Source organism: Bradyrhizobium iriomotense, assembly GCF_018129405.1.
GTDB classification, from domain to species: domain Bacteria; phylum Pseudomonadota; class Alphaproteobacteria; order Rhizobiales; family Xanthobacteraceae; genus Bradyrhizobium; species Bradyrhizobium iriomotense_B.
This window is the reverse complement of record NZ_JAFCLP010000001.1, coordinates 140,046-157,169: the sequence shown is the minus strand read 5'-3', so window position 1 is coordinate 157,169 and position 17,124 is coordinate 140,046. Positions and strand designations below refer to the sequence as shown.

Genomic DNA, 17,124 nt, shown 5'->3' with positions numbered 1-17,124 from the left:
CCCTCAGGCGACTTTGCGCGGCCGCGCGGGCAGGGCGTTGAAAGCTTGCGCAATCCCCATCGGGCCGGAGCGGAAGATGCGCGGGTCCATGTCCTTCAGCTGCGGGCTGATGCGTGGGCGGAAGCCCATATGGGCGAAGATGTCTTCCTCCAGCCGTACGCCCGGCGCGATCTCGGTCAGCGTCACGTGTCCGTTCTCCAGCTCGAACACGGCGCGCTCGGTGATGTAGCTGACATGCTGGCCGCGTTGCGCGGCAAGCGAGGCGCTGAAGCTGATCTGGCCGACTTGCGGGACGAATTTGCGGAAGGCGCCGTCGCGCCGGATCGCGAGGCGGCCGTTCTCGACACCGATATCGAACTTGCCGCCGGTCATGGTGCCGCTGAAGATGAGCCGCTTGGCGTTCTGGGTGATGTCGATGAAGCCGCCGGAGCCGTCGCGGCGCTCGCCGAAGCGCGTGACGTTGACGTTGCCTGATACGTCCACCTCCGCGAAGGAGAGGAAGGCGCAGGAGAGGCCGCCGCCATCGTAGAAGTCGAACTGATAGGCCTGGTCGAGGATGACGCGCGGGTTGATCGCGGTGCCGAATTCGCGGGCATGGCCGGGCACGCCGCCGACGACGCCGGATTCCACCGTCAGCGTGATCAGGTCGGAAATGCCTTCCTCGGCCGCGACATTGGGGATCATCGCGGAGATGCCGACGCCGAGATTGACGACGTCGCGCGGGCGCAATTCGAAGGCGGCGCGGCGGGCGATCACCCGGCGCTCGGTCAGCGGATCCGGCGTGATCATCGCCACCGGCACCCGCGTCTCGCCGCAGCGTGCGGGATCGTAGGCGGTGCCGTAGGTTTGCATCTGCTCGGGCTCGAGCACGACGTGGTCGATCAGGAAGCCCGGGATCTTCACCATCTGCGGATGGATCGAGCCGCGCTTCACGATGCGCTTGACCTGGCAGATCACGGTGCCGCCGGCATTATGCACGGCCTGCGCGATCGAGAGATCCTCGCGCGTCGTGCCCTCGTGCTCCATGCTGATATAGCCGTCCTCGTCCGCGGAAGTGCCGCGGATGATGGCGACATCGGGCGGGGCAGGGACGCGGTAGAGCAGCCAGGACTGGCCGTGCAGTTCGAGCAGATCGACCAGCGGCGCGGTGGTGCGCTTGTTCATGCGCCCGCCGTCCTGGCGCGGGTCCATATAGGTGTTGAGGCCGACATGGGTCAGCACGCCGGGATGCTTTGCCGCCATGGCGCGGCAGAGCTGGCTCATCACGCCTTGCGGAAAATTATAGGCGTCGATCAGCTCGTCGCGGACGAGGCGCATGAACGGCACCTGCAGGCCGAAATTGCCGCCGATCACGCGCGCGATCAGGCCTTCATGGGCGAGATGGCAGAGGCCCTTCTCGGTGACGGCGCCGACGCCGGTGATGTTGATCAGTGTCAGATTGTGAGGGCCCTGGCCGCTGATGAAACGCTGCTCCAGCGCATCGAGGATGGCTTCGGCTGCGCCGGTGCCGCCATTGCCGCCGACGATCAGAGTGTCGGCATCGCGGATCAAGCCTGCGGCCTCTGCCGCTGTGATGATGCTCAGCATGAGCGCGCTTCCCGCATCACGCGGCCTCCTTCTCGACCTGGCGGGCGATGATCAGCCGCTGGATCTGGTTGGTGCCCTCGTAGATCTGGGCGAGGCGGACGTCGCGGAAGATCCGCTCGATGCGATACTCGCGCGAATAGCCGTTGCCGCCGTGAATCTGCAGCGCGTTGGAGACGTGCTTCATCGCCATGTCGGTCGTGAATAGCTTTGCCTGCGCCGCTTCCTTGGCAATGGGCTCACCGGCATCGTGCAGGCGCGCGGCGTGGTGGATCAGCAGGCGCGCGGCGGCGATGTCGGTCGACATGTCCGCGAGCATGAACTGCACCGCCTGGTAGCCGATGATGGCCTGGCCGAACTGCTTGCGGTCCTTGGCATAGCCGGTGGCGTCCTCGAACGCCGCCTGCGCCATGCCGAGCGCCATCGAGGCCATCATCAGCCGGCTGAAGTTGAAATTGCTCATCGCCATCTTGAAGGCCTGGTTCTCCGGCCCCATCACGCTGTCCGACGGCAGACGCACGTCGGAGAAGGTGATCTGGCAGTCGTCGAGGCCGTGCATGCCGAGCAGCTCCTCGTTCTTGCCGCGGGCGATGCCGGGCAGGGCGCCGTCGACGAGCAGGCAGGAGATGGAACGATGGCCCGCGTCTGCACCGGTGCGTGCGAACACCATGATGCGGTCGGCGACGCCGCCGAGCGTCACCCAGGCCTTGGTGCCGTTCAGCAGCCAGCCATTGCCCTCGCGCACAGCGTTGGTGCGGATGCCTGCGACATCGGATCCGTGATCGGGCTCGGAGACGGCGGTGGCTGGAATGATGTCGCCGCTGAGAATTTTCGGGATCAGCGCCTTGTGCGCCTCGGTGCCGTGGTGGTCGAAGAACAGCACGGCCTCGACGGGGATCGCGAAGGCGTTGGCGACCGCGCCGGAGCAGCGCGCCAGCTCCTCCATCGCGATGCAGGCCGCGACCGCATCGAGGCCGGCGCCGCCGGCGCCCTCGCGCAGGCAGATGCCGAACAGGCCGAGATCGGCCATGCCCTTGTAGAGCGCGCGGTCGAAGCGGTCCTCGCGATCGATCGCGGCGGCGCGCGGCAGGATCTCGGCTTCGGCGAAGCGGCGGGCGGTCTCGCGCAGGGCTTTCTGGTCTTGGCTGTAGAAGCGATCCATGGCTTGCTGCTCCCGTCAGTCGCTGGCGAGCCTGGAATCGTGGGAGACCTCGCTACGGTCGCGGTCGATGAAATAGACCGCGACGTCGTCGCCCGGCACGCCATAGGCGCTACACACGGCACGGGTCAGCGCGATGGCGGCGGCGCGCCGCTCGGCCTCGCTGCGGCGGAAGGCGTGGACCTTGAGCAGGATGCGCTGGCCGACGTCCTGTGGCCCCATCACGCCGGCGTGGGCGTAGTCGTCGGGCGCAATGTTCAGGAAATAGAGCGTGACGGTATCGGCGGTGACGCCGAAGGCCGACATCAGGCCGTCGGTCACGGACCGCGTCAGCGCGGCCTTGCGCTGGGATGGAGCTTGCGGGGCGAGCACTTCGACATAGGGCATCGATCAGACCTTCGCGGATTTGGCCGCAGATGATTTGGATGAAGACGATTTGGACTTCGCGGATTTCGCGGGGACCTGGGCGTCGATCTGGCGGCAGGAGTCGCGCTTGATCAGCCGGGCGCCGACGCGATATTCGCGCACGCCGTCATTGCCATTGCCCTTGTCCATGCGATGCAGCAGCCGGTCGACGGCGAGATTGGCAAGATCGCGTGCGCCGTTGTCGACGATGCTGATGGCAGGGCGATGCCATTCGAACCACGGCATGTCTTCATAACAGAGCAGCGAGAGATCGTCGGGAATGGCGATGTTCCGCTCCGCGGTGACACGCAGCACGCCGAGCGTCGCCTCGTGATTGGCAACGAAGATCGCGCTCGGCGGACGGGGGAGGTCGAGCAGCTTGCGGGCACACGTCGCGCCGGTCTCGGGCTCGAAATGGCCGGCATGAATCAATGTGTCGTCCCTGGCGATGCCGGCCTCGCGCAGCGCGCGGACATAGCCGGAGAGGCGTTCGCGGCCGGACGTGGTGTCCTGGCGGCCGACGATCAGCCCGATGCGCTTGTGCCCGAGCTCGATCAGGTGACGCGTGCCCAGATAAGCGCCTTGCGGATCGTCGGCGAGCACGGTCTCGAGATCGGTCGCGTCATCGCGCCGCACCAGGCAGACGATGGGCACGTCCTTGGAGAGCGCCTTGAGCTGCGGGCCGTTCTTGCCCGTGGGCACCACGATCAGCCCGTCGATGCGGTGGTCGACCAGCGTGGTGAGGGTGTCGCTCTCCTGCTGCGGATCGTCGCCGCCGATGCACAGAAGCATCTGATAACCCAGCGCCTTCAGGCGCGCCTGCACCACTTCGGCCATCACCTGGAACGAGGCGTTGGTGAGATTGTGGACGAGAAGTGCAACGAGCCGCGACTGCCCCGTCTTCAATCCGCGCGCGATCGGGTTCGGCCGATAGCCGAGCTCGCGCGCGATGCGCACCAGGCGCTGCTGTGTACGCTCGCTGGTCAGGCCGGTTCCCGTCAGCGCTCGGGAAGCAGTGCTGACTGAAACGCGGGCCGCCTGTGCCACATCTTTGAGCGTGACGCTCATCAAACCTGCCGATAGACTGCAAACGATTGCAGAAACGCTAAGAGCTTATTCCACGCTGATCAAGCTCAAAAAATGGATGGTGTTGCCCAATGCAGAGCCATTTATGCAAACGATTGCATAAGGCGTGCGGATTTTCCGCAGGCGGCACCCATCGCCTGAATCCACCCGAGCACCCGGCAGTTCCCTGATGAAGACGTTCCGCGGCACCTACACCGTCATGATCACCCCGTTCACGGCAGCGGGCGAGGTCGATGTCGCGGCCTTGCGCGCCTTCGTCGACTGGCAGATCGCGCAGGGCATTCACGGGTTGATCCCGCTCGGCTCGACCGGCGAATTCCTGTCCATGGACGATGACGAGAAGGCGCTGGTTGCCGAAGTTGTCATTCGCCAGGCCGCGGGCCGCGTCCCCGTGCTGATCGGCACCGGCGCGGAGGATACGCGCGAGGTGGTGCGCCTCAGTCGCCGTGCCGAAAAACTGGGCGCCGACGGCGTGATGATCATCCCGCCGTTCTATTCGACGCCGACCGGCGACGAGCTCGTCCATCACTACAAGACGGTTGCCGATGCGATCGCGCTGCCGATCATGGTCTACAACAATCCGGCAACCGCCAATGTCGATCTCAAGCCGCAGCTGGTGGCGCGGATCGCCGAGATCGACAACTGTCTCTATATCAAGGAGTCGACGCTCGAGGTGACGCGCGTGCGCGACATCATCCGTCTCTGCGGCGACAGGATGACGGTGTTCGGCGGCATCCTCGGCTTCGAATCCTTCGTCGAGGGCGCGCAGGGTTGGGTGGCCGTGGCCTCCAACGTGGTCCCGGCGGAGATGGCCCGCATCTTCAGCCTCGTCGCCGACCACGGCGCGATCAGGGAAGCGCGCGAGCTGTATCTGAAATATCTGCCGGTGATCGAATTCGTCGGCGGCCAGGCCTATGTCGCCGGCAGCAAGGCGCTGCTCGGTCATATGGGCTTTGCAGCCGGCAATCCGCGCCCGCCGCGCCTGCCGCTGCCGGCTGCGCAGGATGCGGCCGCGCGTGCCCTGGTCAAGACATTCGATCTCGCGTGGCGCGGTGCGCCGGTTGCGGCCGCCTAGACTGAGGTGAACGGATGAACCTGCTCGACGGCGTCAAGATCCTCAGCTTCAATCACTATCTCGCGGGCCCGCTGGCGGCCCAGACGCTGGCCGATCTCGGCGCCGACGTCATCGCGGTCGAGCCGATCGAGGGTGCGTTTCAGCGCAACTGGGCGGTCGCCAATCATTTCGTCGCAGGCGACAGCGTCAATCATCTGGCGACCGGCCGCAACAAGCGCAGCCTCGCCGTCGATCTCAAGAATCCCGACGGCATCGCCGCGGTGAAGAAGCTGGTCGCGACCGCCGATGTCGTGATGGAGAACTTTCGCCCGGGCACGATGGCCAAGCTCGGTCTCGGTTACGACACGCTCAAGGCGATCAATCCCGGTCTGATCTATGCGGTGGCAACCGGCTTCGGATCGGAGGGGCCGTACAAGGATCGGCCCGGCCAGGATCTCCTGCTCCAGGCGATGTCGGGTCTTGCGATGCGGACGGGGCGGGCGGATGGCGAGCCGACGGCGGTCGGCGCTGTCATCGTCGATCAGCATGCCGCCTCGCTCTACGCCATGAGCATTCTCGCGGCGCTGTTTGCGCGGACGAAGACCGGCAAGGGGCAGCTCGTCGAGGTCAACCTCTATCAGGCCGCTCTCGATCTCCAGGTCGAGCCGCTGACCGCCTGGCTCAACGGCGCGCCGTCGCCGACGCCGCGCGCTCCCGCCGGCATCGCGGCCTGGTTCAGCCCCGGGCCTTACGGCATTCACGCGACGGCCGACGGCCATCTCGCGATCTCCATGGCGTCGCCCAAGGCGCTCGCGGTCGCGCTCGACAGCGAAGCGCTGAAGCAGTTCGGCGACACCGACAGTTTTTCGAAGCGCGAGGAGATCACGCTGATCGTGGCGGCACGCCTGAAACAGAAGTCGACGGCGGAATGGTTGCTCGGGCTGGAAGCCGCGCGCATCTGGCACGCGCCGGTGCAGGATTATCGCGACCTCGAGACCGATCCCCAGCTTGGGCATCTCGGCGTGTTCAAGAGCGCCGAGAGTGCAGGGGGCGCGCCGATCCGCATGGTCGCGCATCCCGCACGCTATGACGGCCGGACGCCGGAGGTGCGGCTGGTGCCGCAGCGGCTCGGTGCGCAGACGCGCGAGGTGCTCGGCGAGATCGGCTACGGCGCCGCGGAGATCGAGGCGATGGTCGCGGGCAAAGCCGTCGGAGTGGCGCCATGATCGATTTTTCTGTCCCCGAAGAGACGCGCCTCTTGGTCGACACCGTCCGCCGTTTCGTCGAGACGGAGGTGCAGCCGCTCGAAGACGTCGTCGAGCAGACGGCCAAAGTGCCGGCCGACGCGCTGGCCGTCACCAAGACCAAGGCGCAGAAGCTCGGCCTCTACGCCATGAACATGCCGGCGGATGTCGGCGGCGGCGGCCTAACTTGCGTCGAGCATTGCCTGGTCGAGGAAGAGTTCGGCAAGACGTCGGACGCGCTGATCCGCCGCGTGTTCGGCCAGGTCTATCCGATGCTGATGGCCTGCAAGGGCGATCAGGTCGAGCGCTACCTGCTGCCGACCGTGAAGGGCGACAAGATCTGCGCCATGGCGATCACCGAGCCGGGCGCCGGCTCCGACGCGGCGTCGATCAGCACCACGGCGCATCTCGACGGCGACGAATGGGTGCTCAACGGCACCAAGCATTTCATCAGCGACGGCGACATCGCCGACTATGTGATCCTGATGGCGCTGACCGACAAGGAGAAGCGCGCCCGCGGCGGCATCACGCTGTTCCTGGTCGACCGCGGCACGCCCGGCTTCAAGGTCGCGCGCACCCAGCCGATGATGGGCCATCGCGGCTATGGCCATGCCGAGCTGAGCTTCGAGGACTGCCGCATTCCGAAGGCGGCCGTGCTCGGCGAGGTCGGCGGCGGCTTCAAGCTGATCATGCAGAGCGTGCTGCAGATCCGGCTCGCCCATATCGGCGCGCGCGCCGTCGGGATGGCGCAGCGCGCGCTCGAGATGATGCGCAAGCACGCCGGCGAGCGGCGCCAGTTCGGCCAGCTCATCGGCGACTTCCAGATGGTGCAGAAGCTGATCGCCGATTCCGCCACGGAGATTTTTGGCGTGAAGATGATGGTGATGAACGCGGCCTGGGACATCGATCAGGGCAAGGATGCGCGCGACAAGGTCTCGATGATCAAGGTCGCGGCGTCCGAGATGCAGGGCCGCGTGGTCGACCGCGCCATCCAGGTGTTCGGCGGCATGGGGTTCAGCAAGGACCTGCCGCTGGAGCGAATGTATCGCGACGCCCGCGTCACCCGCATCTATGACGGTACCTCCGAGATTCACCGCATGCTGGTTGCGCGCAGCACCATCAAGAACGGCCTGCAGCTCTAGGGAAGCGATCGATGTCTCACGCACCTCTCAAGCCCGGCGCAGCCTTCGCCTTCCGCAAGACCATGACGGTGGCCGAGCAGGCGATGTTCACCGGCATCAGCGGCAATCTCGGCGGTCTCTATGTCGATGCCGTCCGTGCGAAGAGAGCGGGCGCGTCCAACATGGTGGCGTTCGAGCTCGCGGTCGGCGGTCTTGCCACCACGTGCCTCAGCCAGCTCGGCGGACCGACGCGGCGGATCGGCAGCATCGCACTGAGTTTCGCTGCGCCCGTGATCGTTGGCGAGTCTGTCGAGGCCAGGGCCGAGATCGTTTCGGTCGCCGGCGATGATGCGGTCTGCCGCGTCACCTGCACGCTGTCGCCCTCGGGCGCCACCGTGGTGGACGGCACCGCAACGCTGGTTCCCTTCGCCAAGGCCTGAGCCATGTACGAGCCAAAGTCCTTCGACGATCTCAAGGTGAATGACAGGGTCAGCCTGAGCAAGACCATCACCGAGGCTGATGGCGCGCTCTATATCGCCGCGACCGGCGATTTCGGCCCCGTCCATGTCGACGAGGTCTATGCCGGCGCGACGCGCTTTGGCCGCCGGCTGGCGCCGGGGATCATGGTTGCGGGCCTTTGCACCAGCATTCTCACCTCTGAGCTGGTCGGCACCATCGGCGTGTCGGTGGAGGACCGCTTCTGGTTCACCGGCCCCGTGTTCTACGGCGACACGCTCACCTTCGACGTCTGGATCGCCGAGCAGCACGACGAGACCCGCACCATCATCTGGGAAGCCAGCGCGCGCAACGAGGGCGGCCTCGAAGTGCTGAAGGCACGCGCGAGCCTGAAATTCCCGCGGCGAAAACCGTCATGAGCAAGGCGATGAAGAAACCGGATCTGCGCGGCGTCACGGTCGCGACCGTGCTGCCCTTCAGGGACGACAGCTCGATCGACTGGGACGGCTATGCCCGCGTGCTCGACTATTGCGCCTGCCCGGACGGCATCGCGGCCGTGTTCGTCAATGGCCACGCGGGTGAGGGCGGATCGCTCTCGGACGATGAGCGTCAGGCCGTGATCGAGCGGACGCGCCGGCAGATCGGCGCCAAGCCGCTGCTTTCAGGTATCATCGCGCATTCGACGGCGGAAGCGATCCATCAGGCGCAGCTCGCGGAAGCTTCCGGCGCCGATTGCGCCGTGTTGTTTCCGCCCGCGCCGCTCGGCGGCGGCGCCTCGGCGACCTCGCGCGCGCCGGTGGCTTTCGTGCAGGCGGTCAGCTCCGCAATCGGAATTCCCGTGTCGATCTTCCAATATCCGCTGGCGTCCGGCTTCGGCTATTCGCCGGAGACCCTCGCGAAAATCGCCGCGCTCGACAGCGTCATCGCCGTCAAGGAAGGCAGCGATACCATGCTGGCCTATGACGAGAACCGGCGGGCGGTGAAGCAGGCCGATCCTTCCGTCGCGATCCTGCCGTCGAACTTCCACTGGTTCCTGCCGCAGCTCGCCGTCGGCGGCGACGGCATTCTGTCCGGCCTCGTCAGCCTCGCACCGCATCTGTTCGCAGCGCTCTGGCAGGCCTCGCTCGCCGACGACCTCAAGGCGATGCGCGCCGTCAACGAGCGGCTCTATCCGATCGTGCGCGCGATCTACGGACCTGCGCCGATCATGGACATGCACACCCGCATGAAGGTCGGGCTGAAGGCGCTCGGCCTGATCCGCAACGCCGATCCGCGGCCGCCGCTGCTGCCGGTTCTGCCGGCGCTGTGCGATGCCATTGCAACGACGGTCGGCGCGGCGCGCGCGGCCGGCGATATCCGTCTGGCATGAGGGGCGATCCGATGCCGGACGAAGCCTTCATCCATATCGTGCGAGTCGACATCGATCCCGAGCACGAGGCTGCGTTCAACGCCTGGTACGAGCAGAAGCATTTCCCTGATCTGCTCGCCTGTCCCGGCTGGCTCTCGGCCAAGCGCTTCGTCTCGGTCGGCGACGGACCGAAATACGCCGCGATGTACGAAGTCGCGGGGCGGTGGGCGTTCGAGACGCCGGAGTTTTTGAAGGTGAAGGGTTTTGGTCCGTTCGAATCCCTGGTGAAGAATTTCATGCGCATCCAGCTCAGGCCGATGTCGGGACCGGCTTGAGCAGATCGAAGACGATGCTGCCTGCCATGTCGCGAGATCCGGCCGGCCGCATCCAAGAAACATCAAGGGGGAATCCCGGGCGAGGAACTGCATCGGTCATTGGCGTCTTACTGGAGGTATCCATGGTCTCGACACTGTTTCGCTTGAGTGCGGCCGCCGCGCTCGTTCTCGCATCCACGGCGGTGCATGCCGCCTGTACGCCCGCAATCACCGATGACAATCTGATTGCGCCCGGCAAATTGCAGCTCTCCATCAACCCGACCAATCCGCCGCAGCAGTTCGTCGACAAGGACGGTCAGCTGCAGGGCCTCAACGTCGAGCTCGCCGCCGAGCTCGGCAAGCGGTTGTGTCTTCCCGTCGAACTCGTCCGGATGGATTTTCCGGCGATGATTCCTGCCTTGGGCGCAGCGCGCATCGACGGTGTCAACACCGGCATGTTCTGGACCGAGGAACGGTCGAAGCTGATGTACATGGTGCCGTACGCCATTCAGGCCATCTCGGTCGTGGTGGCTCCTGACAGCGGCACAAAAATTGCTACCGAAAGCGATCTGATCGGAAAATCATCCGCGGTCGAGGTCAGCAGCTACCAGATGAACTGGCTCAAGAAACTCAGCGATGCGAGCGTGGCGAAAGGTGGCGCGGCCGTCGAGATGCGGACGTTCCCGACCGCGACCAACGTCGTCAGCGCGCTGCTCGCGGGTCAGGTTGACAATGCGCTGCTGGTCGACAGCGTGGCGCGCGATCTCGTCGGCCGTGGCCGCGTGAAGGAAGTCCTGAGCGGGCTCGGCACGGCCAGGACCACGCTTGGTTTCCGCAACAAGACAGTCGCCGATACCGTCGTCAAGGCGCTCAACGCGATGCGGGCTGACGGCTTTTATCAGGCGCTGTTCGACAAGTTCGGCCTGACCGCCATGCCGGCCGACCAGCCGCTTGCGATCGCCGGCCCCGGTCCGGCCTGATACCTACGGAGACGAGCCGATGAGCCATTTCAGTCCGACGGCCGCCGTCAGCTACTTCTTCAATTACTTCCTGATGAAGGGAGTGCTCGTCACCATCGGCTTGACGGTGGCGGCGGTTGTCGGCGGATTGATCCTCGGCATGGGCATCGCGTTGCTGCGCATGTCGTCCAATCCGGTGCTCGCGGGTGCCGCGCGCTTCTACATCTGGTTCTTCCGCGGCACGCCGCTGCTGATCCAGCTGGTGGTGATCTACAGCGGCTTGCCGCAGCTGGGCATCAAGTTCAGCGTGATCACCTGCGCGCTCGTCGGGCTGATCCTCAACGAGGCGGCCTATCTCGCCGAGATCGTGCGCAGCGGCTTCATGGCGGTGTCGGCGGGGCAGCGCGAGGCCGCCTGGGCGCTCAGCCTGTCGCCCTGGGTGACGTTCCGCCGCGTGACCCTGCCGCAGGCGTTCCGGTTGATGATCCCGCCGCTCGGCAACTCCATCAACTCGCTCTTGAAGGCGACTTCGCTTGCCTCCGTGATCTCGGTCGAGGAGCTCATGCGCCGCAGCGACATGCTGATGCAGGAGCACTTTCAAATTCTCGAAGTCTATGCGGCTGCGACGGCGTATTACCTGATCCTGACCTCGGTCTGGGATGCGGTTCAGCGCCGGCTGGAAAAGCATTTCGGCCGGTCGAGCGCCGCGAAAACAAGGCGGGTCGCAGCGAGGGCGCCGGTCGCACAGGCGAGCGTGGAGGCCCGGGCATGAGCGAGATGTCGATGAATATGGAAGGCGCGATGACGCAGTCGCCGCTCCGCGAGATTCCTGCGGTTCGCATGGAGGCCGTCTACAAGCACTATGGCGACTTTACCGCGCTCGACCAGATCGATCTCAAGGTCGCCAAGGGCGAGAAGATCGTGGTCTGCGGTCCCTCCGGCTCGGGCAAGTCGACGCTCATCCGCTGCATCAACCACATCGAGAAGCACGACGAGGGCCTGATCTACGTCAACGGCGTCGAGCTCGACCATCAGCGCAAGAACATCGATGCGGTCAGGCGCGACACCGGCATGGTGTTCCAGAGTTTTAATCTGTTCCCGCACATGACGGTGCTGGAGAACTGCACTCTGGCACCGATGACCGCGAACGGCATGAGCGAGGCGGAGGCCAAGGACCTCGCCATGCATTTCCTCACGAAGGTTCGGATTCCGGACCAGGCCGAGAAATTCCCCGGACAGCTCTCGGGCGGCCAGCAGCAGCGCGTCGCGATCGCGCGGGCGCTGTGCATGCGTCCCAAGATCATGCTGTTCGACGAGCCGACCTCGGCGCTCGACCCCGAGATGGTCAAGGAGGTGCTGGAGACCATGAAGAAGCTCGCGGAGGAGGGCATGACCATGCTTTGCGTCACCCACGAGATGGGCTTTGCCCGCGAAGTCGCCGACCGCATCGTGTTCATGAACGAGGGCAAGGTGGTCGAGCAGGCCGCGCCGGAAGAGTTCTTCAAGCATCCGAAGTCCGAGCGGGCGCGGACGTTCCTCGACCAGATCATTCATTGATCGGCCAAGATGCGGACATTCAACGACCGCCTGCGCGGCATTCACGCCGCCACCATCGTGCCGATGACGCCCGATTTCGAGATCGACGAGGCGCAGCTCGCAAGCCATCTCACCTCGGTGGCGTCTACGCCCGGCATCAATGGGCTCCTCGTCAACGGCCACGCCGGTGAGAATTTTGTGCTGTCGCTGGCCGAGAAGCGGCGGGTGGTGGAGCTGGCGCGTCAGCACGCGAAGGACTGCCTGATCGTCTCCGGGGTCAACCACGAATCGAGCCTCGAGGCCGTGCGCGAGGCGGCTGCGCTGGAGCAGGCCGGCGCGGATGGGCTGCTGGTGTTTCCGCCGAACAGCTGGGCGCTCGGCCATGCCGATGAATGCGTGATCGAGCATCACCGCCATATCCGCGATGCAACGACAGTCCCGCTGATGCTCTACGCCGCGCCCGTCGGCGCGGGAGCCATGGCCTACGCCCCGTCGCTGCTTACGCGGCTTGTCGCCGATCCCCGTTTCGTTGCGGTGAAGGAAGGCAGCTGGGAGGTTGCGGCCTACGAACAGAATCTGCGGCTGATCCGCAAGCTGCGGCCGGAGTTCGTCGTACTCGGCTCCGGCGACGAGCACCTGCTGACGAGCTATCTCATCGGCTCGGCCGGCAGCCAGGTCAGCCTTGCCTGCGTGGCGCCGGAGCTCGTGGTGAGCCTCTGGACTGCGGCGGAGGCCGGCGATTGGGAGCGGGCGCGCGTCGCGCATGAGAAGCTCTATCCGCTGGCGGTCGCGATCTATCGCGATGCGCCGGGTGGACGGGCGACCGTGCGGCTCAAGGCCTGCCTGAGGCTGCTCGGACGCCTGTCATGCGACGCGGCGCGGCCGCCGCAACCGCCGGCTACGCCGGGCGAGCTAAAGGCGCTCGAGCAGGCACTGCGAACTGCCGGCGCGCTCTAAGCCGCGAAGTACGGATTGGCCGGCCGCGCGAGGCCGAGATGATCGCGCAATGCCGTGCCCTCATAATCGGCACGGAAAAGCCCGCGCTCCTGCAGGATCGGCACGACGAGCTCGACAAAGTCCTCAAAACCCTCGTGGAAATAAGGCGGCATTACGTTGAAGCCGTCGGCGGCATGTTCCTCGAACCAGAGCTGGAGTGTGTCGGCGATGCGTTCGGCCGAGCCGCACAGCACCCAATGGCCGCGGGCAGCGGCGGTGAGATTGTAGAGATCGCGCAGCGTCATGTTCTCGCGGCGGCCCTTGGCGAGCATGACGCTGGCGAAGCTATGATAGCTGTCGGACGGCGCGATGTCCGGGATCGGTCCGTCGAGATCGTAAGCCGACATGTCGCGCCCGAACCGATCGGACAGGATGGCGAGCGCGTTGCTGCCGCTGACAAAGCTCTGGAGCGTGTTGAGCTTCTCGAACGCCTCCTTGTCGGTGCGGCCGACCACGGGCATGACGCCCGGCAGCACCGTGACGTCCTCGGCCCTGCGCCCGAAAGCCGGCAGGCGCGTCTTCAGCGAGGTGTAACCGGCCTTGGCCTCCTCGATGTCCTGCACCACCGAGAATACGATGTCGGCGGTGCGTGCGGCGAGCGCCTGTCCGGCTTCGGAGCCGCCGGCCTGGAGCACAACGGGCTGGCCTTGCGGACTGCGACCGATGTTGAGCGGGCCCTTCACCTTGAAGAACGCGCCGTCATGGTCGATCGGACGCAGCTTTGCCGGATCGATGTAGAGGCCGCTGGCGCGATCGGCGACGATGGCATCATCCGCCCAGCCGTCCCACAGACCCTTGACCACGTCGAGGAACTCACCCGCCATCTCGTAGCGGCGGGCATGGTCGGGGTGCGTTGTGCCGAAATTCGCCGCGGTCGCCGGATTGGCCGTCGTCACGGCGTTCCACGCCGCGCGACCGTTCGAGATGTGATCGAGCGAAGCAAACACGCGTGCGACCGAGAACGGATCGCTGTAGGTGGTTGAGACGGTGGCGCCGAGGCCGATATGGCTGGTCGAGGTCGAAAGCGCCGCCAGCATCGTCAGCGGCTCGAGCCGCAGCGTGTAGGAGGGATGGGCGGCGGCATCGGCATAGAGATTGTCGCCCATGAAGATCAGGTCGAACTTGCCGCGCTCGGCGGTGCGGCCGATCTGCTGGATCGCAGCAAAATCCTGAAAACTGTCGACCGCGCCGGGATAGCGCCATCCCGCGACATGGCTGCCGGTGCCGAGGATGAACAATCCGAGATGCATCTGTCGTTTCATGGCGTCATGTCCAGAACAGGATCTTTCGCTCGAGGAAGCCGATCAGGCCGAAGAAGGCGAGGCTCGCCGCCGAAGCGACGAAGATCGCCGACCAGACCTGAACGAAGTCGATCTGAAGCACGGCCTGGTAGATCACCCAGCCGAGCCCGCCATGGGCCCCTAACATCTCGGTGACGATCGCCACAATCACGCTGCGGACCGTGGAGACGCGCATGCCCGCGAGCAGCAGCGGCAAGGCGGTCGGCAGGCGCAGGCGCCAGAGCACGCTGAGGCGGCTCGCGCCAAAACTCTTCATGAGGTCGACGGCGCGGCGATCGACGCGGTCGAGCCCGGCCAGCATCGACAGCAGGATGGTGAAGCTCACCGCCATCGCCACCATCACGATCTTCGAGCTGACGCCGATGCCGAACCAGAGCAGGATCAATGGCGAATAGCCGACCACCGGCACCGAATTGATCGCGGTTGCAAGCGGCAGGATCGCGCTGCGAAGCGCCGGCACCAGCGCGATGGCGACGGCGAGGCCGATGCCGATCAGGCAGCCGAGCCCGTAGCCGGCCAGTGCTTCGAGCAGTGTGTAGCCGGCGGCGTCGATGAGTATCGCGCGCTTGGACCAGAGACCCGCGACGATGTCGCTGACCGCGGGCAGAACATAGGCCGGCAGATGCAGCCCGCGCGCGACGCCTTCCCAGCACGCGATCAGGATGACGGCGCCGAGAACGCCGCGCTGCACGGCGAACGAGGGAAAGGCGAGCGCCCGGTTCATTGCTCGGCGCTCCAGAACACGAGATGCCGCTCTACCGCGGCGACCACCGCATAGAAGCCGGTGCCGAGCAGGGCCGCGGCGAGCAGGGCGCCCCAGATCGCGACGACGTTCTCGGTGAACATGGCCTGGAGCAGCAGCACGCCGAGCCCGGTGGTGTCGCCGAACCATTCGCCCACGATGGCGCCGACGAGGCTCAAAGATGCTGCGAGCCGCAACGCGACGAAGATCTGTGGCAGCGCGGTCGGAAGCTGCAGGCGCAGCAGGAGCTGGCGGTTGGAAGCGCCGAAGCTGCGCATCAGCGCGACCTGTTTGGGATCGACCGTCTCGAGGCCCAGCAGCGTGTTCACCGTCACCGGGAAGAAGGTCAGATAGAACGCGATGATCGCCTTGGCTAGCAGCGTGTTGCCGAACCACAGCACCACCAGCGCGCCGAAGGCGATGACCGGAATGGTCTGCGACACCACGAAGATCGGAAAGATCATCTCGCGCAGCGCGCGGACGCGGAAGAACACGATACCCATGAGCACGCCGAAGGCGCCGCCGGACGCAAAGCCAATCAGCGTCTCCGCAAGCGTGCGCAGGAAACCGTCGACATAGGCCCGAGGCGTTGCCGCCATCGCCAGCAGAATCGTACTGAGGCGCGGAAGGTAGTAGGGACGGATGCCGAACAGTACCACCGCGCCTTCCCAGATCACTGCCGCAATGGCGAGACCGAGCAGGAGCCGGATCAGCTTGCGCAGCGAATCCGGCAGCGTGATCGACCGCGTCGCGGCGGCGGCCTCACTGAGCGATGTCGCGGCAGGGCCGCTCACGGCAGCCGGTCCGCCACGGGGACGCTCTGGATGAAGCTTGCGTCATAGGCGGCGGCAAGATCGACCGGCTTGGAGATCACGCCATACTTCAGGAAGAAGTCGTGGGCGGTCTTGACTGCGTCGGCGTCGATCCAGAACAGGCCGTTCTTCGCCGCCGCGCCTGATGTCATCAGGCGCTTCACCTCGGTGAGCATGAACTCCTGCTGCGCGCGGTCGAGCGTCGGGGCTGTGGCCATCACAGTGTCGACGGCGCCCTTGGGATCGGAGAAGGCGTCCTTCCAGCCCTTCAGCGAAGCGCGCAGGAACGCCTTGACGAGCTCCGGCTTCTCCTTGGCGGTCGCCTCGGCGACGATCAGCGTGTCGCGCGGGAAGGTGATGCCGTAATCCTCGGCGACGAAGGTCTTCAGGCTGTCCTTCGGCATGCGCGACTGAATGGTGTAGAACTCATTGTAATAGGTCGCCGTGACCACGTCGACGCTGCCGTCGACGAAAGGCGTCACCGACACCTGCTGCGGCTGGATCTTCAATTCATCCGGCTTGATGCCTTCCTTGGCCAGCATGCCGTTGAGCACGTGGTTGGCGCCGGTGAACCAGGTGGTGACGGTCTTGCCCTTGAAGTCCTGGATCGTCTTCACCGGCCCGTCCTTGCGGGTGACGAAGATGAAGGGCGTGATCTGGTGCGACACGCCGATGCAGACGATCGGCAGTCCCTTGTCGCGCGCGGCGAACACGCTGTCGGTGCCGCCGGACAGGCCGAACGTGTCGGCGCCGGTCGCGACCAGGTTCTCGGTGAGCAGGTTGGGCCCGCCGGGATTGATGGTGAGGTCGATACCCTCGGCCTTGTAATAGCCCTTGGCCGCCGCGACGTAGAAGCCGGCGAACTGGGCCTGCGGCAGCCATTTCAGGCGCAGGCTCGCCTTCTGCGGCTCGGCTGCGGGCGCGGCCGTGACGAGCGAGCCGGTCGCCAGTGCGATGGCGGAGAGGACGGAGAAGGCGTGGCGTCGGCTCAACATGGTCATACTCCA

19 protein-coding genes are annotated in these 17,124 nt (G+C 65.7%); 11 read left to right on the top strand and 8 right to left on the bottom strand.

Annotated elements, in window-relative coordinates:
* Positions 1-3: 3 nt before the first annotated feature.
* The 4 genes from JQ592_RS00600 to JQ592_RS00585 are packed head-to-tail and all read right to left on the bottom strand — an operon-like array spanning position 4 to position 4,216.
* Complete coding sequence (locus tag JQ592_RS00600; protein WP_211400991.1) at positions 4-1,587, bottom strand: acyl CoA:acetate/3-ketoacid CoA transferase; 1,584 nt, start codon at positions 1,585-1,587, stop codon at positions 4-6.
* A gap of 16 nt (positions 1,588-1,603) precedes the next feature.
* Positions 1,604-2,746 (bottom strand): acyl-CoA dehydrogenase family protein, encoded by a 1,143-nt coding sequence (locus JQ592_RS00595; RefSeq protein WP_211400990.1) that lies wholly within the window; start codon positions 2,744-2,746, stop codon positions 1,604-1,606.
* A 15-nt stretch (positions 2,747-2,761) separates the two neighbouring features.
* Positions 2,762-3,130: a tautomerase family protein gene (locus JQ592_RS00590; RefSeq protein WP_211400989.1), complete on the bottom strand. Its 369-nt coding sequence runs from the start codon at positions 3,128-3,130 to the stop codon at positions 2,762-2,764.
* Between the two features lie 3 nt (positions 3,131-3,133).
* Entirely contained in the window at positions 3,134-4,216 is a 1,083-nt protein-coding gene (locus JQ592_RS00585; protein ID WP_211400988.1) for a LacI family DNA-binding transcriptional regulator, read from the bottom strand.
* 184 nt (positions 4,217-4,400) lie between these two features.
* On the opposite strand from JQ592_RS00585, the gene dapA reads away from it, so the two are divergent.
* The 11 genes from dapA to JQ592_RS00530 all read left to right on the top strand — a co-directional run bounded on the left by dapA (position 4,401) and on the right by JQ592_RS00530 (position 13,223).
* Entirely contained in the window at positions 4,401-5,309 is a 909-nt protein-coding gene (gene dapA / locus JQ592_RS00580; RefSeq protein WP_211401728.1) for a 4-hydroxy-tetrahydrodipicolinate synthase, read from the top strand.
* A gap of 14 nt (positions 5,310-5,323) precedes the next feature.
* Entirely contained in the window at positions 5,324-6,514 is a 1,191-nt protein-coding gene (locus JQ592_RS00575; RefSeq protein WP_211400987.1) for a CaiB/BaiF CoA transferase family protein, read from the top strand.
* Positions 6,511-7,674, top strand: coding sequence for an acyl-CoA dehydrogenase family protein (locus JQ592_RS00570; protein WP_211400986.1), 1,164 nt, complete (start codon positions 6,511-6,513; stop codon positions 7,672-7,674). Before JQ592_RS00575 ends, JQ592_RS00570 begins: the two co-directional genes overlap by 4 nt.
* An 11-nt stretch (positions 7,675-7,685) precedes the next feature.
* Positions 7,686-8,093: a MaoC/PaaZ C-terminal domain-containing protein gene (locus JQ592_RS00565; RefSeq protein WP_211400985.1), complete on the top strand. Its 408-nt coding sequence runs from the start codon at positions 7,686-7,688 to the stop codon at positions 8,091-8,093.
* Between the two features lie 3 nt (positions 8,094-8,096).
* The gene (locus JQ592_RS00560) at positions 8,097-8,528 is read left to right on the top strand and encodes a MaoC family dehydratase (RefSeq protein ID WP_011086090.1); all 432 of its coding nucleotides are present in this window, start codon (positions 8,097-8,099) and stop codon (positions 8,526-8,528) included.
* A complete protein-coding gene (locus tag JQ592_RS00555; protein WP_211400984.1) occupies positions 8,525-9,478 on the top strand; it encodes a dihydrodipicolinate synthase family protein in 954 nt (317 codons plus the stop codon). The genes JQ592_RS00560 and JQ592_RS00555 overlap by 4 nt, the downstream gene beginning before the upstream one ends.
* Positions 9,479-9,489: 11 nt before the next feature.
* A complete protein-coding gene (locus JQ592_RS00550) occupies positions 9,490-9,792 on the top strand; it encodes a DUF4286 family protein (RefSeq protein ID WP_246820073.1) in 303 nt (100 codons plus the stop codon).
* 122 nt (positions 9,793-9,914) lie between these two features.
* Entirely contained in the window at positions 9,915-10,751 is an 837-nt protein-coding gene (locus JQ592_RS00545) for an ABC transporter substrate-binding protein (protein WP_211400982.1), read from the top strand.
* Between the two features lie 19 nt (positions 10,752-10,770).
* A complete protein-coding gene (locus JQ592_RS00540; protein WP_211400981.1) occupies positions 10,771-11,502 on the top strand; it encodes an amino acid ABC transporter permease in 732 nt (243 codons plus the stop codon).
* Complete coding sequence (locus tag JQ592_RS00535) at positions 11,499-12,287, top strand: amino acid ABC transporter ATP-binding protein (protein WP_283816061.1); 789 nt, start codon at positions 11,499-11,501, stop codon at positions 12,285-12,287. Before JQ592_RS00540 ends, JQ592_RS00535 begins: the two co-directional genes overlap by 4 nt.
* 9 nt (positions 12,288-12,296) lie before the next feature.
* Positions 12,297-13,223: a dihydrodipicolinate synthase family protein gene (locus JQ592_RS00530; RefSeq protein ID WP_211400980.1), complete on the top strand. Its 927-nt coding sequence runs from the start codon at positions 12,297-12,299 to the stop codon at positions 13,221-13,223.
* Here JQ592_RS00530 and JQ592_RS00525 read toward each other — a convergent pair.
* The 4 genes from JQ592_RS00525 to JQ592_RS00510 are packed head-to-tail and all read right to left on the bottom strand — an operon-like array spanning position 13,220 to position 17,112.
* Positions 13,220-14,524 carry an LLM class flavin-dependent oxidoreductase gene (locus JQ592_RS00525; RefSeq protein WP_211400979.1) on the bottom strand — a complete coding sequence of 435 codons (1,305 nt, stop codon included), beginning with the start codon at positions 14,522-14,524 and terminating at the stop codon, positions 13,220-13,222. The genes JQ592_RS00530 and JQ592_RS00525 overlap by 4 nt on opposite strands.
* Before the next feature lie 4 nt (positions 14,525-14,528).
* Positions 14,529-15,287: an ABC transporter permease gene (locus JQ592_RS00520; RefSeq protein WP_211400978.1), complete on the bottom strand. Its 759-nt coding sequence runs from the start codon at positions 15,285-15,287 to the stop codon at positions 14,529-14,531.
* Complete coding sequence (locus JQ592_RS00515; RefSeq protein WP_211400977.1) at positions 15,284-16,099, bottom strand: ABC transporter permease; 816 nt, start codon at positions 16,097-16,099, stop codon at positions 15,284-15,286. The genes JQ592_RS00520 and JQ592_RS00515 overlap by 4 nt, the downstream gene beginning before the upstream one ends.
* Positions 16,096-17,112 (bottom strand): ABC transporter substrate-binding protein, encoded by a 1,017-nt coding sequence (locus tag JQ592_RS00510; protein ID WP_211400976.1) that lies wholly within the window; start codon positions 17,110-17,112, stop codon positions 16,096-16,098. The genes JQ592_RS00515 and JQ592_RS00510 overlap by 4 nt, the downstream gene beginning before the upstream one ends.
* Positions 17,113-17,124 lie beyond the last annotated feature (12 nt).